14 protein-coding genes are annotated in these 18634 nt (G+C 73.4%); 5 read left to right on the top strand and 9 right to left on the bottom strand.

Features of this window, described 5'->3' with window-relative positions:
• The first annotated feature begins 35 nt into the window (after positions 1-35).
• From ACA514_RS04595 to ACA514_RS04585, 3 genes are all read left to right on the top strand, one after another.
• Positions 36-3398, top strand: a complete 3363-nt coding sequence (locus tag ACA514_RS04595; protein ID WP_375039709.1) for a hypothetical protein — start codon at positions 36-38, stop codon at positions 3396-3398.
• 66 nt (positions 3399-3464) lie between these two features.
• The gene (locus ACA514_RS04590) at positions 3465-5153 is read left to right on the top strand and encodes a serine/threonine-protein kinase (protein WP_375039708.1); all 1689 of its coding nucleotides are present in this window, start codon (positions 3465-3467) and stop codon (positions 5151-5153) included.
• A gap of 48 nt (positions 5154-5201) precedes the next feature.
• Entirely contained in the window at positions 5202-5963 is a 762-nt protein-coding gene (locus ACA514_RS04585) for a phosphotransferase (protein ID WP_375039707.1), read from the top strand.
• A gap of 33 nt (positions 5964-5996) precedes the next feature.
• Here the strand turns inward: ACA514_RS04585 and ACA514_RS04580 are convergent, their stop codons facing one another.
• The 8 genes from ACA514_RS04580 to ACA514_RS04545 all read right to left on the bottom strand — a co-directional run bounded on the left by ACA514_RS04580 (position 5997) and on the right by ACA514_RS04545 (position 14455).
• Positions 5997-6845: an ATP-binding cassette domain-containing protein gene (locus tag ACA514_RS04580; protein WP_375039706.1), complete on the bottom strand. Its 849-nt coding sequence runs from the start codon at positions 6843-6845 to the stop codon at positions 5997-5999.
• A complete protein-coding gene (locus ACA514_RS04575; RefSeq protein WP_375039705.1) occupies positions 6842-7894 on the bottom strand; it encodes an ABC transporter permease in 1053 nt (350 codons plus the stop codon). The genes ACA514_RS04580 and ACA514_RS04575 overlap by 4 nt, the downstream gene beginning before the upstream one ends.
• A complete protein-coding gene (locus ACA514_RS04570) occupies positions 7891-8892 on the bottom strand; it encodes a sugar ABC transporter substrate-binding protein (protein ID WP_375039704.1) in 1002 nt (333 codons plus the stop codon). The genes ACA514_RS04575 and ACA514_RS04570 overlap by 4 nt, the downstream gene beginning before the upstream one ends.
• A 62-nt stretch (positions 8893-8954) precedes the next feature.
• Positions 8955-10805, bottom strand: coding sequence for a 3D-(3,5/4)-trihydroxycyclohexane-1,2-dione acylhydrolase (decyclizing) (iolD, locus tag ACA514_RS04565; protein WP_375039703.1), 1851 nt, complete (start codon positions 10803-10805; stop codon positions 8955-8957).
• On the bottom strand, positions 10802-11659 hold the full coding sequence (gene iolB, locus ACA514_RS04560; RefSeq protein ID WP_375039702.1) for a 5-deoxy-glucuronate isomerase: 858 nt from the start codon (positions 11657-11659) through the stop codon (positions 10802-10804). Before iolB ends, iolD begins: the two co-directional genes overlap by 4 nt.
• The gene (gene iolC / locus ACA514_RS04555; protein ID WP_375039701.1) at positions 11656-12612 is read right to left on the bottom strand and encodes a 5-dehydro-2-deoxygluconokinase; all 957 of its coding nucleotides are present in this window, start codon (positions 12610-12612) and stop codon (positions 11656-11658) included. Before iolC ends, iolB begins: the two co-directional genes overlap by 4 nt.
• On the bottom strand, positions 12609-13460 hold the full coding sequence (locus tag ACA514_RS04550; protein WP_375039700.1) for a TIM barrel protein: 852 nt from the start codon (positions 13458-13460) through the stop codon (positions 12609-12611). The genes iolC and ACA514_RS04550 overlap by 4 nt, the downstream gene beginning before the upstream one ends.
• Positions 13457-14455: a Gfo/Idh/MocA family oxidoreductase gene (locus tag ACA514_RS04545; protein WP_375039699.1), complete on the bottom strand. Its 999-nt coding sequence runs from the start codon at positions 14453-14455 to the stop codon at positions 13457-13459. Before ACA514_RS04545 ends, ACA514_RS04550 begins: the two co-directional genes overlap by 4 nt.
• Positions 14456-14635: 180 nt before the next feature.
• Here ACA514_RS04545 and ACA514_RS04540 point away from each other — a divergent pair, with 180 nt between their 5' ends.
• Positions 14636-16174 (top strand): nitroreductase/quinone reductase family protein, encoded by a 1539-nt coding sequence (locus ACA514_RS04540; RefSeq protein WP_375039698.1) that lies wholly within the window; start codon positions 14636-14638, stop codon positions 16172-16174.
• A gap of 66 nt (positions 16175-16240) precedes the next feature.
• Here the strand turns inward: ACA514_RS04540 and ACA514_RS04535 are convergent, their stop codons facing one another.
• Positions 16241-16714, bottom strand: coding sequence for a VanZ family protein (locus ACA514_RS04535; protein WP_375039697.1), 474 nt, complete (start codon positions 16712-16714; stop codon positions 16241-16243).
• 237 nt (positions 16715-16951) lie between these two features.
• Between ACA514_RS04535 and ACA514_RS04530 the strand changes: the two genes are divergently transcribed.
• Positions 16952-18595 carry a GMC oxidoreductase gene (locus ACA514_RS04530; RefSeq protein ID WP_375039696.1) on the top strand — a complete coding sequence of 548 codons (1644 nt, stop codon included), beginning with the start codon at positions 16952-16954 and terminating at the stop codon, positions 18593-18595.
• The last annotated feature ends 39 nt before the right edge of the window (positions 18596-18634 follow it).

Here is an 18634-nt window from a genome sequence, read left to right as displayed (position 1 = left end):
TGAAGCCGGTCGGCCGGTCCGGCAGGATGCCCGCCATGCGCGCTGACGAACTCCTGGCCGAAGTCGAACCGCTGCCGTTCGGGGAGCGCTGCCGCCGGCTGGCGGATCTGCGCGCCGAAGCGGGCACGCCGGAGCTCGCGGCGCTGATCGACGAGCTGGCGGGGCGCGGTCACTACGAGCGGTCGCTGGCACTGTTCGTCGCGGCGGCCGTGCGGGACGGGGCGTCGCTGGCGCACATCGCCCGCGCCACCGGCGACCCTGACGCGGACCTGGCGTGCGCGGCGATCCGGCTGGCGGTCCGCTACGGGGACGGCCCGGAGCCGTTCCTCGCCAGGCTCGGCGACGCGCCGGCGGCGATCCGCGCGGCCATCTACGAGGCGGTCCGCAAGTGGTGGCGCACGGACCTGGCGGACGCGCTCGTGGGACCGGTCGCCGACCGCTGGGGCGTGCAGGAGGCCGCTGCGCTGCTGCCCACCTGCAGTACCGAGGTCGTGGCGGAACGGATCGACGCGGTAGCGCGCGCCGTCCCGAACTGGGCGTCCCTAGGCGGCGCACACCCCGGCGTCATGCTGGACTATGCGGAACGACGGCTCGCGGAGGCGGGCGATTGGCTTCGCGCCGGTTGGTGGGCCCTGCACGGGACCGGTGTGGCGGCAGCGGCGAACCATGAACCCGGACGCGTCGTCGGCCTGCTGGAGCGGTACGGGACCGGCCGGGGCCTGCCGATCGCCCTCGACGCGAAGGCAGGACTGCTGCTGGACGCCGAGCCGACCCGCATGCTGCGGCTGCTGACGTCCGAGCGTTACCGGGGATCGCTGCGGCGGTTGCTGGTGCGCAGGTCGGTCCGGGACCGGCTGACGAAACTGGACGACGACGGCACGGCACGGGTGGCCCGTGCCGTCCGCGAGGACGGCTCGGCGCTTCGCCTGCTGCTCAAGGCGTTCCCGCCGTCCCGCCGCGAGCACGTGTTCGACGCGGCGATGGCCGGCGTGGACCTGTCGGCCGCCGAACTGGACGAGCCGCTCCTGGACGTCCTGCCGCACGCGGTCCGGATCCGGGAGGCGCGGCGGATGCTGCGGCTGGCCCGCATCGCCGAGACACCGGCGCGTTACCGGAGCGTCAACGCCTTCCTGCCGTACGAGGAGGCGGTGCCGGTCCTGGAGGCGCTGACCCGCCGTCCGGACGCCGACGACCGCGCCGCCGGATACGTGCTGCTCATCGCGTGCGCGGGCCGCAGCCGCGATCCCGGCACGCTGACCGCGACGCTGGAGTCGCTCGTCCGGCTGCGCAACGAGCAGGACCCCGTCCGGTACTCGGCGCTGAACGCCCTCGCGAACGTCCCGGAGGGGCTGCTGCGCGCCGAGCACGCGGCGGCGGTCGGGCGGTTCGCCGACGACGCGCTGGCCGCCCGCGACTGCTCGTACATGACCCGGCAGGCGCTCGGCCGGATCGCCGCCGCGTTCTGCCGGCAGGGCGCGATCCGTGACGACGCCGACCTGGTCGTGTTCGGGCTGGACCTCGTCGAGCGGCTCATCGGCCATGCCGGCGCGGTCCATCTCGGACGCCTCGACCGCGCCCTGCGGCACGGCCAGGAGCACCGCCTCGCCGCGACGCTCGCGCCCTATCTGGAGGCGGGCGCGCGCCGCGACGACCACCGGCTCGCGCTGCTGCTCGTGCGCGCGCTGGGCCGCCGGGCGCACCACGTCCGGCCGCTCCAGGACGCGCTGGAGGCCGCGCTCGACGCCCGCAGCGACGCCGTCCTGCGGGACGCGGTCGAACTGTGGCTCGCTCCCCCGGGCGCGCGCGCCGAACGCGTCGAGCGGGTCATCGCCAAGGACGCCTCGGCCGTCGCCGTGCCGGCCGTCCTCGCGACGATCGCCCGCGAGCGCACCGACCTGCTCGGCCTCGTGCTCGGCGGGAGCGCCCCGTCCGGGCGGTTCCAGCGCGCGGACGTCGCCTACGTCCCGCGCATGGAGCCGTCATGGATGCGCCGCTGGACGTCCCGGCAGCGCGCCGCCTTCCTCGGCCTGCTCACCCGCGTGGCCGACGACGAGACGCAGCCCGGCCACGCGCGGGAGGGCGCGGTCCGGGCCATCGCCACCGTCCCCGGCGTGGACGCGGCGCGGCTGCGCCCCTACCTCGCCTCCGCGGACGACGGGCTCTGCCGGGCGGCGCTGACCGCGGTGCCATGGACGGCGTCCCCGCAGGCCGTGCTGCCGGACCTGCTCGTGCACGCCGCCACGGACCACGCGCACGTCGCCATGTACGCGATGACCCGCGCCGCCCGGTTCGTCCGTCCGTCGGCTCTTGCGGCGACGCTCGGCCCCGCACTGCGGGAGGGGAAGATCACCGCGCGCAAGGAGGCACTGCGCATCCTGCTGCGCAACCGGGTCCCGGACGCTCTCGGCCTCGTCGCCGCCGCGTGGGACGACCCCGGCCAGCACCGGGACGTCCGCGCCGCGATCGTCTCGGCGGTCCGCCCCTACCTCGCCGAGGACGCCGCGCGACGGATCCTTGCCGAGGCGGCGGGCGGCCCGCGCGACCTCGCCCGCCAGGTGCTCGGCGCACCGCCGCTGAGCGTCGAGGAGCGCTTCCGCGGCTTCTACGCCACCCTGGTCCTGCGGGTGGCCCGCTCTGACGACGCCGAGGCCCGCGACGCCGCGATCCCGAACGTCCCGCCGTGGGCGCCGTGGGCACCGGACGCCCCGTCCGTGCTGGCCGATCTCGTCACCGACCTCGGCGCGGCGCACGGCTGGCGGCCGGCCCTGGACGCGCTGGTCCGCTGCGTCGCCGACGGGTTCGGCGCGCCGGAGCTCGGCACGGCCGCCGCCGGACTGGCCGCCGCACCGGACGAGCCCGACGCCGGCGCCGAACGGGATCTGCCCGCGTTCCAGCGGCTGTCGGCGCTGGTCGGCGCCGTGCGCGACGCGGCGAGCCGCGACCGCGACACCGCCGCCCGCGCCATCGCCGCCCTCGACGGCCGCCTCCCCGGCCATCTCGCCGGGGAGCTGGCCGCCGCGACGTTCCGCTGGGACGCGCCCGGCGCGTCCACCGCCCTCGACGCCCTGGCGGACCGCTGCACCGGCGGCGTCCTGGCCGCCCGGCAGGTCGCCGAGGCCCTCGTCCCCTGGAGGGACGACGACTGGGACGACGATTTCGCGGAGTACATCGGCGTGCCGGACGACGCCCCGGACCCCGAGGACGTGCTCCCGCACGCGGAACGCCTCACGGCACGCGGGGACCTCGCCGGCGGCCTGTTCGCCGCGGCGCTCACCGGCGGCCACGCGCCGCGCGCCGGCTGGCCCGGCGCGTGGCGCGCCGTGCTCCGCGCCCTGCGCGCCCACCCGGAGGCCGACGTCGCGTTCACCGCGAGGGGCATCCTCACCGCACGGGAATGACCAACCTTCCACCGGCCCGCCGCGTCACACGGGTGGATCGATCGGAACGACCATGAGGAGCGCCCGGTGACGCAGTGGCGGGTTTCCGGATTCGAAGAGGTGCGCGAGCTCGGCCGCGGCGCGCAGGGCCGGGTGGCGCTGGCCCGGCACCGCGGGACCGGCGCGCCCGTCGCGATCAAGTACCTGCCGGCCGACGCCGACCCCGGCGCCAAGGACGCCTTCCGCAACGAGGCCCGGATGCTCGGCCGGGTCGACGACCCGCACGTGGCGCGGCTCTACCGGCTCGTGGAGCACGCGGACGGCACCGCACTGATCATGGAGGCGGTCGAGGGCGTCTCGCTGAAGCGGGTCCTGGCCGAGCACGGCGCCCTCGGCCCCGAGGCGTCGCTGCTGGTCCTGAAGGGGTCGCTGCGCGGGCTGGCCGCCGCGCACGCCGCCGGGGTCGTCCACCGCGACTACAAACCCGCCAACGTCGTCGTGCGCGCGGACGGCCTCAGCAAGCTCATCGACTTCGGCATCGCCGTGTGGACCGGAGAGGGCGACCGGTCGGGCACCCCCGCCTACATGGCGCCCGAGCAATGGCGCGGCGACCCCGCCGGCCCGGCCACCGACGTCTACGCCGCCACCTGCGTCTTCTACGAGTGCGTGACCGGTGAACGGCCCTACGGCGCGGACGACCGGGTGGCGTTGATGGGCAAGCACGCCACCGCGCCCGTCCCGGCGGAGAAGGTCCCCGAGCCGCTGCGCGCGCTGGTGCTCCAGGGGATGGCGAAGGACCCCGCCTACCGCCCGCCGGGCGCCGCGCACTTCGTGGGCGAACTCGACCGCATCGCCGTCCAGGCCTACGGCCCGGACTGGGAGCAGCGCGCCGTCCGCACCCTGGCCGTGGCCGCCGCCGCCTTCGCCGCGCTGTTCCCCCTCGCCGCCGCGGGCCTGATCCCCGGCGGGGCGGGCGCGGCGGGCGCCGGAGCCGGGGCGGCCGGCGCCGCGGGCGCCACCGGGACGGGCGGCGCCGCGACGGGCTCGGGCGGGCTGCTGTCCGCGGTCGGCGGCAAGGCGGGCGTCGCGATCGCGGGCGCCGCGATCGCCGGCACCGCCGCCGCCGGCGTCGGCGTCTACGCCGTGACCCGCCCCGACCGCGACCACGTCGTCGCCGCCGCGGCCACGCCGACGCCCACGCCCTCCGGGCAGCGGATGTCGTTCGGCACGCTCTCGATCACGGCCCCGGTGAGCTGGAAGCTCTCCCCGCTGACGAAACTGCCGGGCGATCCGAAGGGCGACTACTGGGTGAACTCCCCCGGCGCGTGCTCCCCGTCGACGATCGCCCACTACCCGGGAGTGGACAAGGGCAAGAAGCTCTACCAGAACAACTGCCCGGGATTCGTGGTGATCGGCGAGCCGTGGCGCAACGACGCGTCCACCGGCTGGGAGAACTTCTCCCTCGCCGGGCCCTGGGGGCCGGAGACCGAGGCCTTCCGCACCTGCCCGCACCGGGGCGACCTCAACGGCATCGGCACCGAGGCGGACCGGGCCAAGCCCGTCCGCACGGGCACCGCCCGAGTCGGGACGCGGACGGCCCAGTACCGCGAGTGGCGCATGCACTGCCTCGTCCTGCAGGGCGCCGAGCAGTTCAAGCCCACCAGCGTGACCTACGTCCAGCGGCTCTGGTACCTGGCGGAGCCCAAGCTCCTCATCCTGGACGAGTGGAACACCCCGGACCTCGACAAGATCCTCGCAAAGGCGACCTGGACCTGACGCGAAAACCTGGTGCGCGGGCCGGGGGCCGCGGGATACAACGCCTGGGTGGAAGAGCAACGGCTGCCCGGAGGCAGGCACGTCGGCGGGGTCCGGATCGGCGACACCGTCCACCGGCCGGCGAATCGGTGGACCTCCACCGTGCACGCGGTGCTGCGCCATCTGGAAGCGGCCGGGTTCGAGGGCGCTCCGCGGGTGCTGGGCTTCGACGAGCGAGGCCGCGAGGTCCTGACGTTCCTGCACGGCGACACCATCGGCGAGCGTCACCCGTGGCCGGCGTGGCCGCATTCGGACCAGGCGCTGCGGCAGAGCGCCGCGTGGATGCGGAGGCTGCACGACGCCACGGCGAGCTTCGTCCCGCCCGATGACGCGACCTGGTTCGCCGGGACGTGGCGGCCCGGCCTGGTCATCGGCCATCACGACGCCTCGCCCTACAACGCGGTGTGGAACGACGGCGGTCTCGTCGGGTTCGTCGACTGGGACACCGCCGCGCCCTCGTCGCGGGAGTTCGACCTGGCTCATCTGATGCTGACCTGGGTGCCGCTGCACGCCCGGCACGTCGCCGAGTTCCAGGGGTTCACGGCTTTCGAGGACCGGTCGCGGCGCCTGCACGTCCTGCTGGACGCCTACGGTTACGACGGTGACCGCAGTGCTCTCGCAGAGGTCGTCATCGGGCGGGCCCTCCGCCAGGCGTCCATCATCCGGCAGCTGGTCGAAGGCGGCCAGACGGCGCTGCGGCCGTTCGCCGAGGGGCTGGAGCAGGCCGCCGCGGAGGTCCGGACGCTCCCGCCGTCGTTCTGGCGCGCTTGAGACCGGACGCGCGGTGAAGGCCGCGCACCTCGGTCAGTCGGTGCCGGGGAGGTGCTCGGCCCCCTCGGCGAGCTGCCTCGCGGCGGCCCTGCCGGAGCCGGACGCGGCGGCGTCCAGCTCGTGGGCGAGTTCCTCCAGTTCGGCGCCGCCCGCCATGAGCGCGGTCAGTTCCTCCCGGGTGATCTCCGCCTTGGTGCGGTAGCCGATCGGGCGGCCCCGGTTGAGGATCAGGAAGCGGTCGCCGACCGGGTAGGCGTGGTGCGGGTTGTGGGTGATGAAGACGACCGCGAGGCCGCGTTCGCGCGCCTGCACGATATAGCGCAGGACGGTCCCGGCCTGCTTGACGCCGAGCGCGGCCGTCGGCTCGTCCAGCACCAGGGCCTTCGCGCCGAAGTAGACGGCGCGGGCGATCGCCACGCACTGCCGCTCGCCGCCCGACAGCGTGCCGATGGGCTGGTCGACGTCGCGCAGGTCGATGCCCATCGCCGCCATCTCGACCTTGGTGGTGCGGCGCATGAAGCCGATGTCCATGCGGCCGAACCCCTTGCGCTTCTCCGAGCCGAGGAAGAAGTTCCGCCAGACCGGCATCAGCGGGACGACGGCGAGGTCCTGGTAGACCGTGGCGATGCCGCGGTCGAGCGCGTCGCGCGGCGAGGAGAACGCCACCGGCTCGCCCTCCACCTCGTAGCTGCCGAGGTCGTGCCGGTGCAGCCCGGCGATGATCTTGATGAGGGTGGACTTGCCCGCGCCGTTGTCGCCGAGCACGCAGGTCACCTCACCCGCCGACGCCTCCAGGCGCACGTCCCGCAGCGCGATGACGTTGCCGTAGTTCTTGCCGACGCCGTCCAGCCTGACCAGCGGCGCGTCCTTCGCCTCCGTCATGTCGACCGCTCCACTCTGCGCCGCACGATCAGGTTGACGACCGTGGCGATGAGCAGCATCGCGCCGAGGAAGAACCGGAACCAGTCGGGGTTCCACTCGGCGTAGACGATGCCCTTGTTCACCATGCCGAAGATGAACGCGCCGATGGCCGCGCCGATCGCCGACCCGTATCCGCCGGTCAGCAGGCAGCCGCCGATGACCGCGCAGATGATGTAGTTGAACTCGTTGCCGACGCCCTCGCCCGACTGGACGGTGGCGAACGCGAACACCAGGTGCATCCCGGAGAACCAGCCGCAGAACGCCACGCCCATGAACAGGCCGATCTTCGTGCGGGCGACGGGCACCCCGACCGCGCGGGCGCTGCCGGCCGACCCGCCCACCGCGAAGATCCAGTTGCCGGCGCGGGTGCGCAGCAGGATCCAGGTGGCGACCGCGACGAACAGCAGCCACCAGAACACCGTGATCTTGACGTTGACGCCGCCGATGCCGACGTCGGACGCGAAGACCTTCCGCGCGCTCTCGAAGCCGTCCATGTCCCGGACGGAGTCGGACGCGACGTTCCCGGTGACCGCCTTCGTCACGCCGAGGTTCGCCCCGGCCAGCATGAAGAACGTCGCGAGCGTGACGATGAAGCTCGGCAGGCCCGTCCTGATGTAGAGCAGGCCGTTCAGCGCGCCGATCGCCAGCGTCACGACGAGGGAGATGGCCACGCCGACCCACAGGTTCAGCGTGAGCTGGTAGCTGACCAGCGCCGTGACGAGCGCGGCGGTCGTCACCATCACCCCGGCGGACAGGTCGAACTCGCCGCCGATCATCAGCAGCGACACCCCGACCGCCATGATCCCGAACGTCGAGCTGGCGTACAGCACGGTCGAGAACGAGTCGGTCTGCAGGAACGCGTCGGCGACCAGCGAGAAGAACACGAACACCGCGACCGCGCCGAGCAGCGCGCCGAACTCCGGCCGGCCCAGCAGCCGCCGCAGCGGCGACTGCCGGGCCAGCCGTTCGTCCGGTACCGCCGCGGGCGGCTCGGCGACCGTCTGCGTCACCGGGTGCCCCGTTCGGCGAAGGCCTCCAGCGAGGCGGCGTTGTCCTTGGTGACGATCGCCGGTCCGGTCAGCACGGGCCGGCCGCCGCCGAGCACGTTGCCGTTGGTCTTGTAGAGCCACAGCTCGTCAACGGCCTCGTAGCCCTGCAGGTAGGGCTGCTGGTCGACGGCGAACGCGATGTCACCGGACTTGATCGAGGCGATCAGGTCCTTGTTCATGTCGAACGTGGCGACCTTGGCCTTGCTGCTCGTCTCCTTGACCGAGTCGACGGCGGTCGCGGCGATCGGGGCGCCGAGCGTCAGGATCCCGTCGATGCCCTTGTCGGCCTGCAGCTTGGCGGTGATCGACGACTTGACCTGCGGCATGTCGGTGCCCTGCACGTACAGGTTCTGCAGGTCGCCGGAGAAGGTCTTCTTCGCGCCGGCGCAGCGGCTCTCCAGGCCGACGTTGCCCTGCTCGTGCACCACGCACAGCGCCTTCTTCACGCCGGTCTTCGCCAGCTGCTCGCCGGCGGCCTCGCCCGCGATCGACTCGTCCTGCCCGAAGTGCGCGATCGCGCCGAGCTTCGCCGAGTCCTCGGCGCCGGAGTTGATCGACACGACGGGGATCTTCGCGGCGGCGGCGCGGGCCAGCACGTCCTTCATCGCGTCGGGCTTGGCGAGGGTGACGATGATGCCGTCGACCTTCTGGTCGATCGCGGTCTGGACGAGCTGGGCCTGCTTGCCGCCGTCGGGGTCGGCCGAGTACAGGAACTGGACGTTGTCCTTGGCGGCGGCGGCCTTCGCCCCCTTCTGCACGATGTCCCAGAAGGTGTCGCCGGCGCCCGAGTGGGTGACCATGGCGATCTTCAGCCGGGGTCCCGCCCCGCCGGTCGCCTTGTCCTCGGCCTTCTTTCCGCCGGAGCTGCTGCACGCGCCGAGCGTCAGCATCCCCGCGACGGCCAGCACCGCCAGGCCTCTGACGGGTGCACGGCCCTTGGACCACGTTCGCGCGAACACGCCTGTCATACGGACGCTCTCCATTTCTTCCCCGAGAAGGTGAACCGGGACCAGAGAGTCGATCACAGATGGCGGCGGCGCGACCAGACCTCCTTCTCATATCGGCCGCGCGCCTCGCGGGTGGAGTCCAGCGCCGACACCTCGGCGACCGGGACGTCCCACCACGCCTCGCTGCCGGGGGCGTCGAGCAGCGGGTCGGTCTCGATGTGCACGACGGTCGTCCGGTCGCTCTCGCGGGCCCGGCGCAGCGCCTCGCGCAGGTCGGCGGCGCCGGACGCGCGGAGCACGTCGGCGCCGAGGCTGGCGGCGTTGGCGGCCAGGTCGACCGGGAGCGGGTCGCCGTCCAGGCCGGTGCCGGTCCGGGCGCGGTAGCGGGTGCCGAACCGCTGCGCGCCGACGGACTCCGACAGGTTCCCGATCGAGGCGAACCCGTGGTTCTGCACGAGCACGACGACCAGCTTGACGCCCTCGGCGACGGCCGTGGCGAGCTCCTGCGCCATCATCAGGTACGAGCCGTCGCCGACCATGACGAACACCTCGCGGGACGGGTCGGCCATCTTCACGCCGAGCCCGCCGGCGATCTCGTAGCCCATGCACGAGTAGCCGTACTCGACGTGGTAGCCCTTGGGGTCGCTCGCCCGCCACAGCTTGTGCAGGTCGCCCGGCATCGACCCGGCCGCGCAGACCACCACGTCTCGCGGGCCGCTCACCTCGTTGACGGCGCCGATGACCTCCGACTGGGCGGGGCGGGGACGGTCCTGCGGGGCGTACGCCCCGTCCACCGCGGCGTTCCAGCGGGCCATCAGGGTGGCGGCCTCGTGCCGGTAGGCGTCCGGTACGGCGTAGCCGGCGAGCGCGGCGTTCAGGCCCCGGATGCCTTCGCGGGCGTCCGCCACGACCATCGTGGCCGCGAGCTTGGCGGCGTCGAACCGCGCCACGTTCACGTTGACGAACCGCACGCGCGGGTTGGCGAACAGGCTGCGGGACGCGGTCGTGAAGTCGCTGTAGCGGGTTCCTATGCCGAGGACGACGTCGGCGTCGCGCGCCAGCGCGTTCGCGGCGGTCGTGCCGGTCGCGCCTATGGCGCCGACCGAACGTTCGTGGTCCCAGGGCAGGGCGCCCTTGCCCGCCTGCGTCTCCGCTACGGGAATGCCGGTTCGTTCGGCGAAGGCGCGCAGGTCGTCGGTCGCGCCGGAGTAGATGACGCCGCCGCCCGCCACGATGAGCGGGCGTTCGGCCGCTTGGAGGATGGCGGACGCCTCGTCCAGCGCGGCCGTCTCCGGGAGCGTGCGCGGTATGCGCCAGACACGGCGCCTGAACAGCTCGTCCGGCCAGTCGTACGCCTCCGCTTGGACGTCCTGGGGCAGCGCCAAGGTGACGGCACCGGTTTCCGCAGGATCGGTCAGGACGCGCATCGCCGCCATCAGCGCGCTGGGAAGCTGCTCAGGACGGTTGATGCGGTCCCAGTACTTCGACACCGGCTTGAAGCAGTCGTTGACGGACGCGTCGTAGGAGCGGGCGTCCTCAAGCTCCTGCAAGACCGGATTGGCCGGGCGGGTCGCGAAGATGTCGCCGGGCAACAGCAGAACCGGCAGCCGGTTGATGGTGGCCAGCGCCGCACCGGTGACCATGTTCGTCGCGCCCGGCCCGATGGACGTCGTGCACGCGAATGTCGACAACCGGTCGCTCATCCGCGCGTATCCCGACGCGGTGTGCACCATCGCCTGCTCGTTACGGGCCATGTAGTACGGCATCTCCTCGCCGTACTCCAGCAGCGCCTGCCCGACTCCCGCGACGTTCCCGTGGCCGAAGATGCCGAAGCATCCGGGGAAGAAGCGCCGCTCCGCGCCGTCCCGCTCCGACCACTGCGCCGCGAGGAATCGGACGACGGCCTGCCCGACCGTGAGCCTCATGACCGTCCCTTCGCCGAGGTGAGCGGCAGCCGCGGATCGACCGGCCGCCCCTGCCAGGTGTCGCGGATCCACGCGTGCGCGGGATCGTCGCAGATCCGCCACGCGCGCTCGGGCGACGGCCCGGCCATCACGTTCAGGTAGTACAGGTCGTGGCCCGGCACCGCCATCGACGGGCCGTGCCAGCCGTGCGGGACCAGCACGACGTCGCCGCCGCGCACCTCCGCCAGCACGTCGATCGGCCGCTCCGGCGTACCGTAGACGCGCTGGTAGGCCATGCCGTCCCCGGCGACCTCGAAGTAGTAGATCTCTTCGAGGACCGCCTCGTCCGGCCCCTCCTCGTCGTGCTTGTGCGGCGGGAACGACGACCAGCAGCCGCCCGGGGTGAGCACCTCGCAGGCGATCAGCCTCTCGGCGAACGGGAACCCCTCGGGCGTGCCGAAGTTGTTGACCTGCCGGCTCGCCGGGCCCGCGCCGCGCAGCTCGACCGGGACGTCCTCGGCCGGCCCGTAGCGGGGTTCGAGGCGCGCCTGGCAGCGGGCCGCGGCCAGCGCGAACCGGCCCTGCCCCCGCACGGTCACCCGCGCGTCGCGCGGCACGTAGGCGAAGTCGCCGACCCGGCTGAAGACGTCGGCGCGGCCCTCCAGCTCGAACCGCTCGCCGTCGCACTCCACCGCGCACGACCCGGCCAGCGGCAGGACGATCATCTCGAAGTCGCCGGTGCCGAAGGTGTGGCCGCCCGGGTCGGGCAGGTCGAGGACGCGCAGCGCCGTGTGCGCCCAGCCCGCCGACTCCGGCGTCACCGCGACCCCGTAGGGTCCCTCCACGGCGGTGCCCGCCGGCAGGTGATGCTTCATCCGACCGCCCCTTCCGCCAGCAGCGCGTCGACCTCGTCCTCGGTGGGCATCGCGGCCGAGCACGCGATGCGGGAGGCGACGATCGCCCCGGCCGCGCCCGCGAACGCGATGACCCGTTCCAGGTCCCAGCCGGCGAGCAGGCCGTGGCAGACGGCGCCGCCGAACGCGTCGCCCGCGCCGAGCCCGTTCGCCACGTCCACCTTGACCGGCGGCACCCGCACCGTCCGCTCGCGGGTCGCGGCGAGCACGCCGTCCGGCCCCATCTTCACGATGGCGAGGGACGGGCCGCGGTCGAGGATCGCGCGGGCCGCCGCCTCCGGCTCCCGCTCCCCCACCGCGACCTCGCACTCCTCCAGGTTGCCGACCGCCACCGTCGCCCGTTCCAGGGCCTCGCCCGCCCAGCGCGGCGCCTCCGCCGGATCGGCCCACAGCATGGGCCGGTAGTCGAGGTCGATGACGGTGTGCCCCGTCGTGGCGGACACGGTGTGCGCGCCGAGTGCGAGCAGGGTGGCCTCGCGGCTGGGCTCCTGCGACAGCCCGGTCACCGTCGCCCACACGACTCGGGCCCGCCCGATCGCGTCCAGGTCCAGCTCGTGCGGGTGGATCTCCAGGTCGGGGGCCTTCGGGTAGCGGTAGAAGTAGAGCGGGAAGTCGTCAGGCGGGAAGATCTCGCAGAACGCCAGCGGCGTCGGCAGGCCGGGGACATCCGCGACGAACCGGTCGTCCACCCCGTACTCCCTCAGCGCCCTGCGGACGAACCGGCCGAACGGGTCCGCGCCGGTGCGGGTGATCACGGCGGTGGGGCGGCCGTACCTGGCCGCCGCCACCGCGACGTTCGTGGGGCTGCCGCCGAGGTACTTCCCGAACGACTCCACGTCCTCCAGCGGCCTGCCCACCTGGTCCGGGTAGATGTCCACGCTCACCCGGCCCATCGTGATCAGGTCGTACGTCATCGGGCGACTCCGGCGAGGTAGTCCAGGCCGGCGCGGACGTTGTCGCAGGGCCCGGCGCCCGGCGGCGGCTCCGCGGTCAGCACGGCGTCCTGCTCCATGACGTACCAGCCTCCGTATCCGGCGCCCTCCAGGGTCGCGATGATGTCGCGGATGTCAACGTCCCCCTCGCCGAGCGGCCGGTAGAGGCCGCCGCGCACCGCGTCGGTGTAGGCCGTCTCGCCGTGGAGCACGCGGGCGGCGAGCGCGGCGTCGACGTCCTTCAGGTGGACGTGCGCGATCCGCGCCGCGGCGAACCGCGTCAGCCACGCCGGGTCGGTGCCGCCGACCAGCAGGTGCCCGGTGTCCAGGCACAGCGGCACGGCGCTGCCCCCGAGGACCCGCTCGACATCGGCCCGGGTCTCCACGACCGTCCCCACGTGCGGGTGCAGCGCGACGAGCCGGCCGCGCCGCGCGGCCCGCGCGGTGATCGCGTCGAGGTTGGACAGCAGCGTCGCCCAGGCCCGGGTGCCGAGGGCGGGCCGCCCGTCGTAGCCGTCCAGCCCGGTGGCGGCGGCCAGCACGAGCACGCCGCCCATGCCGTCGAGCGCCCGCTCGATCTCCGGCATCGGGTCGCGGTCCGGGTCGTGCAGGACGACCGGGACGAACGCCCCCACGAGCCCCAGCCCGTAGGACGACAGCAGCGCCTCCCGCTCGTCCCGCGCCGCCGGCAGGAACCCGTCCGGGCCGAGCTCGGTCGCCGCGAGACCGAGGTCGCGCATCTCCGCCAGTACCCGCGCGGGCGCCATCTGGTGGCCCCAGCCGGGGACCTCGCACACGCCCCACGAGATCGGCGCGCCCGCGATCCTCATCGCCGCACCTCCTCCGCCCCGACGATGCGGCCCTCCCGCATGGACAGCTCGCAGGCCTCGGCGAGGTAGAACGCCTCTAGGGCGTCCTCCGGCGGGCACGGGCTGGCGCGGCGCCCGGCGACCACGTCCACGAAGGCGCGCAACTCGGCGTCGTAGGCGTCGGAGAAGCGCTCCAGGAACCCGGCGTAGGGGTCCTTGGGCTCCTCGCCGTGCTCGGGCACCGCCGTGACGGGCGTCCGCTCGTCCAGGCCCGCGACGATGCTGTCCTTGGAGCCGAACAGTTCGAGCCGCGCGTCGTATCCGGCGGCGTTGTACCGGGTGGCCGACACCTGCGCGAGCGTCCCGTCGTCCAGGACGAGCAGCGCCGACCCGGTGTCGACGTCGCCGCTGTCGCGGAAGAAGTCCTCGCCGCGGTTGGCGCCGGACGCCATCACCCGCACGACGTCCCGGCCGGTGACGAACCGGATCAGGTCGAGGTCGTGGATGACGCAGTCGCGAAACAGCCCGCCGGAGGTCGGGACGTACTCGGCGGGCGGCGGCGCCGGGTCGAAGCTGCACGACCGGACGGTGTGCAGCCAGCCGAGCCGCCCGGACGCGAGCGCCTCGCGGGCGGCGGCGTTCCCGGCGTCGAACCGGCGCTGGAACCCGACCTGCACCGGGACCCCGGCCTTCTTCGCGGACGCGACGATTTGGAACGTTCCATCAATATCCGACGCGAGCGGCTTCTCACAGAAGACGGGCATTCCCGCCGCGAGCGCCCGCTCCACCAGGTCGGCGTGCGCGTCCGTCGCGGCGGCCACGACGAGCCCGTCCAGCCCTGCGGTGAACAGCTCCGCGACCTCTTCCACGGCCCGGACGGACGGCCTGGCCGCCAGGGCGCGGGCGCGGGCCGCGTCCGCGTCGGCGACGACCAGTTCCTCGACCTCGGGCAGTGCGCACAGTGCCGCGGCGTGGCGCGCACCGATGCGCCCCGCGCCGGCCAGTCCGATCCTCATGGAGCCCTCCCCGGTCGGCGGTCAGGTGAGTCCCGAGTGTGCTGGAGCGTTCCAGAGGCCGTCAACGGCCGGGCATGCGCGCCGCCGGTAAATGAAGTGTCCGAAACCCGGCCGACTAGCCTGTCGAGCACCCGGCCCCGGGCTGTCGCACCGCGAACACCAAGCGCTAGTTTGTTGTCCATGCGGGTCTTCGTCACCGGCGCCTCCGGGTTCGTCGGCTCTTACACCGTCCAAGCGCTGCTGGCCGCCGGGCACCGTCCGCGCGCGCTCGTCCGCGACCCCGGCAAGGCGGCCAAGGTCCTGGAGGCGATCGGCGTCCAGGCCGAGAAGGTGGAGCTGGTCCCGGGCGACATGCTCGACGCCGACGCCGTGGCCGACGGGCTGGACGGCTGCGACGCCGCCATCCACGCCGCCGCCGCGATCGGCGTGACCGGCGGCCACGGCGACCTGGTCGAGGTCAACGTCACCGGCACCCGCAACGTCATCGGCGGGGCCGTCGCCCGCGGCCTCGGCCCCGTCGTGCACGTGTCGACGATCGGGGTCTTCGTCCCGCCGTCCGGGCCCGTCATCACCGCCGACTCGGCGCTCGCGAGCCCCCGCACCGACTACGGCAGGTCCAAGCTGGCCGCCGAGACCTACGTCCGCGGCCTCCAGGACGACGGCGCGCCGGTGACGATCGTGTACCCCGGCGGCGTCTGCGGTCCCGAGCAGCCCCACCTCGACGCGCTGAACGAGGGATTCGCCGGCGCGCTCGGCAAGCTGTGGCCGCTGCCCGGCGGCGGCGTGTCGGTCGTCGACGTCCGCGATCTCGGCACCGCCCTGGCCCGGACCGTCGAGTCCCGGGAGGGCCCGAGCCGCTGGGTGCTCGGCGGCCACTACCTCACCTGGCCGCAGCTGGCCGACCTCTGCGACTCGCTGACCGGCGTGAAGTGCCGCCGGATCCGCGTGCCGAGCCGGGCGATGCTCGCGCTCGGCTCCGCCCTCGACGCCGCCAAGCGCGTCCGGCCGTTCGACTACCCGCTCACCCGCGACGCCGCCGAGTTCATGGTCACGCTCGTCCCCACCGACGACCGCCCGATCCTGGACGCCCTCGACCTCACGCTGCGCCCCGTCGAGGAGAGCGTCGCCGACAGCCTGCGCTGGCTGGCCGGGAGCGGCCATCTCGCCCCGCGCCGGGCCGGCCGGCTCGCCCCCCGGGAGCACGCGATGCCCGCCCCCACCTTCCTCCAGCGCACCGCGGGCCCGCTGATCCAGCGGACGCTGGGCCCGGTCTTCCAGCGGATCTCCGGCGCCGGCTGGTTCGCCAAGGTCGGCCCGAAGATCGTCCCGCCCATCGACCGGGCCCTGCACCGGCTGACCGGCGGGCGGGTGCTGCTCGGCCAGCTCCTCGTCCCGAGCCTCGTCCTCACCACCACCGGCGCCGTCAGCGGCCTGCGCCGGCAGACGCCGCTGGCCTGCCTGCCCGACGGCGGCGGCTGGCTCGTGGTCGGGTCCAACTTCGGCCGCGAGAAGCACCCCGCCTGGACCGGCAACCTCATCAAGAACGCCGACGCCGAGGTCAGCTTCCGCGGACGCAACATCCCCGTGACGGCGCACCTCCTCGACGACGCCGAGCGCGCCGAGGCCTGGCCCCGCCTCACCGCGGTCTGGCCCGTCTACGACCGCTACGTCGAACGCGCCGACCGCCAGCTGAGGGTCTTCCGCCTCACCCCCCGCTGAACGCGCCGAGACGGCCGATATGGTCCGTCGCCGGCGGGCGGCGAAAGCAGAATGCGAATTCGGAGCTCAGGAGCCGCGGACCTTTTTGGAAAGACGGCGGCCGATGAGGAAGTAGGCGATCAGCACTCCGGCGACATTGAGGATGACGTCGTCGACGTCGAAGGCGCGGCCGATGACGACGGCGCCCTGGACGGTCTCGATCGCCAGCGAGAACGCGCCGGTCAGGAGGGCGAGGCGGAGGGGGCCGCGCAGGGATTTCCAGACGATCGGCAAGAGGACGCCGAGCGGCGCGAGGAGCGCGACGTTCCCGCCGATCTGCAGGAACGCCTCCTTTGTCGGACGGTCGAGATAGAAGCGGAGCGAGCGCCCGGGGTGGAGGTTCCCGCCGGCCTGGCCGCGGTCGTGGACCGGCGTCAGCGTGAGCCGGAACGCGAAATAGAAGAAGACGCCGAGAATGGTCAGTGCGATCATCACGACGATCGCGCGCAGTGCGACGACGTACCAGGGGACCCGTTCGCCGCGTTCGGCCGGCTGCCACATTTCCACCAACATCTGGCGCTGGTCCCCGCTCCACCGCCGGCTAAGCGCGCCGCGGATTACGGACACCGTCGCGAGGGGCCCGGTAACCGGTTAGGGCATGTCCGAATCGCGCCGAAATCGGGCGTTGACAGGGAGGACCGAGCACGCGCATCATTCGGCGTGATCGGTGTCACACCGGTCGCGGGTGCCCGGCGCGAGGCTCCCTCACGGAACGTCATCAGTGAGAGAGGTTGCGCTATGGCCGGTCATGGGCGGCAGCATGCCGTCGATTCGGGAATCACCCGCCGCCGGTTCCTCGCCGGTACGGGGCTCGCGGCGGGGGCACTGCTCCTGCCGTCGTGGCGAACGGCCGCCGCGGCCGCGCCGGGGAAGGCGATCGCGGACGGCGACCGGGTGCCGGCGCTGGTCATCGGCAGCGGGTACGGCGGCGCGGTCGCGGCGCTGCGGCTGACCCAGGCGGGCGTCCCCACGCACATCGTCGAGATGGGGCAGAGCTGGACGTCGCCCGGGTCGGACGGGAAGGTCTTCAGCACGCTGCTCAAGCCGGACGGGCGTTCGTTCTGGTTACGCACCCGGACCGACCAGCCCGTCGGGTACTTCCTCGGCGTCGACGCCAACAAGAACATCGACCGGTACGCGGGCGTCCTCGACTCGGAGGCGTTCGCCCACACGCGCGTCTACCAGGGACGCGGCGTCGGCGGCGGCTCGCTGGTGAACGGCGGCATGGCCGTCACGCCCAAGCGCGCGTACTTCGAGGAGATCCTGCCGTCGGTCAACGCGGACGAGATGTACGGCACGTACTTCCCGCGCGCGAACGCCGCGCTCGGCGTCACCACGATCGACCAGTCCTGGTTCGAGTCCACGAAGTGGTACAAGTTCGCACGCGTCGGGCGGGACAGTGCCAAAGCGGCCGGGTTCGGGACCACGTTCGTCCCCAACGTCTACGACTTCGCCTACATGAAGCAGGAGGACGCCGGCACCAAGCCCAAGTCGGCGCTCGCCCAGGAGGTCATCTACGGCAACAACTACGGCAAGCGTTCGCTGGACAAGTCGTACCTGGCCGCGGCGGCCGCCACCGGGCGGCTGAGCATCAGCCCCCTGCACACGGTCACGGGCGTCGCGCCGGCCCCGGGCGGCGGCTACACGGTCGAGATGACGCAGATCGACACCGCCGGCAACACCGTCGCGCGCAAGACGGTCACGGCGGACCGGGTGTTCTTCGCCGCGGGCAGCGTCGGCACGCCCAAGCTGCTGGTGGCGATGAAGGCGCAGGGACGGCTGCCGAACCTGCCGGACGCGGTGGGCGCCGGATGGGGCAACAACGGCAACGTGATGGTCGCCCGCGCCAACCACATCTGGGACACCACCGGCGCCGACCAGTCCACGATCCCGGCGATGGGCATCGACAACTGGAGCGACCCGAACGGCCCGGTCTTCGCCGAGATCGCCCCGTTCCCGGCCGGGACGGAGCTGTGGGTCAGCCTGTACCTGGCGATCACCAAGAACCCGAACCGGGCGAGGTTCACGTTCAACTCCGGCACCGGCAAGGTCGACCTGTCGTGGCAGTCGTCCTGGACGCAGCCGTCGATCGACGCGGCCAAGCGCGTCTTCGACAAGATCAACAGCAAGGCGGTCACCGTCTACCGGTCGGACATGTTCGGGCCGAGCAAGGTCTGGGGCGACGACTTCGTCTACCACCCGCTCGGCGGCTGCGTCCTCGGCCAGGCCACCGACGGCTACGGGCGGCTGCCCGGCCACCCCGGCCTCTACGTGGTCGACGGGTCGCTCGTCCCCGGCAGCACCGGCGTCAACCCGTTCGTCACGATCACCGCGCTCGCCGAACGGAACATCGAGAAGATCATCAAGACCGACCTGGCCTGACAGCGCGGAACGCCCGCACCGGAGAGCTCCGGTGCGGGC

Origin of the sequence: Actinomadura sp. NTSP31 (assembly GCF_041951385.1) — a bacterium.
Classification (GTDB): Bacteria; Actinomycetota; Actinomycetes; order Streptosporangiales; family Streptosporangiaceae; genus Spirillospora; species Spirillospora napierensis.
The sequence above is the reverse complement of the archived record's forward strand: the minus strand, read 5'-3'. Positions and strand labels throughout refer to the sequence as shown.

Coding starts and splice junctions, on each gene's coding strand:
- ACA514_RS04550 (WP_375039700.1), bottom strand. CDS start 13,460: ATGAGGATCGCGGGCGCGCCGATCTCGTGGGGCGTGTGCGAGGTCCCC.
- ACA514_RS04595 (WP_375039709.1), top strand. CDS start 36: ATGCGCGCTGACGAACTCCTGGCCGAAGTCGAACCGCTGCCGTTCGGG.
- ACA514_RS04545 (WP_375039699.1), bottom strand. CDS start 14,455: ATGAGGATCGGACTGGCCGGCGCGGGGCGCATCGGTGCGCGCCACGCC.
- ACA514_RS04540 (WP_375039698.1), top strand. CDS start 14,636: ATGCGGGTCTTCGTCACCGGCGCCTCCGGGTTCGTCGGCTCTTACACC.
- iolB (WP_375039702.1), bottom strand. CDS start 11,659: ATGAAGCATCACCTGCCGGCGGGCACCGCCGTGGAGGGACCCTACGGG.
- ACA514_RS04580 (WP_375039706.1), bottom strand. CDS start 6,845: ATGACGGAGGCGAAGGACGCGCCGCTGGTCAGGCTGGACGGCGTCGGC.
- ACA514_RS04530 (WP_375039696.1), top strand. CDS start 16,952: ATGGCCGGTCATGGGCGGCAGCATGCCGTCGATTCGGGAATCACCCGC.
- iolC (WP_375039701.1), bottom strand. CDS start 12,612: ATGACGTACGACCTGATCACGATGGGCCGGGTGAGCGTGGACATCTAC.
- ACA514_RS04535 (WP_375039697.1), bottom strand. CDS start 16,714: ATGTGGCAGCCGGCCGAACGCGGCGAACGGGTCCCCTGGTACGTCGTC.
- iolD (WP_375039703.1), bottom strand. CDS start 10,805: ATGAGGCTCACGGTCGGGCAGGCCGTCGTCCGATTCCTCGCGGCGCAG.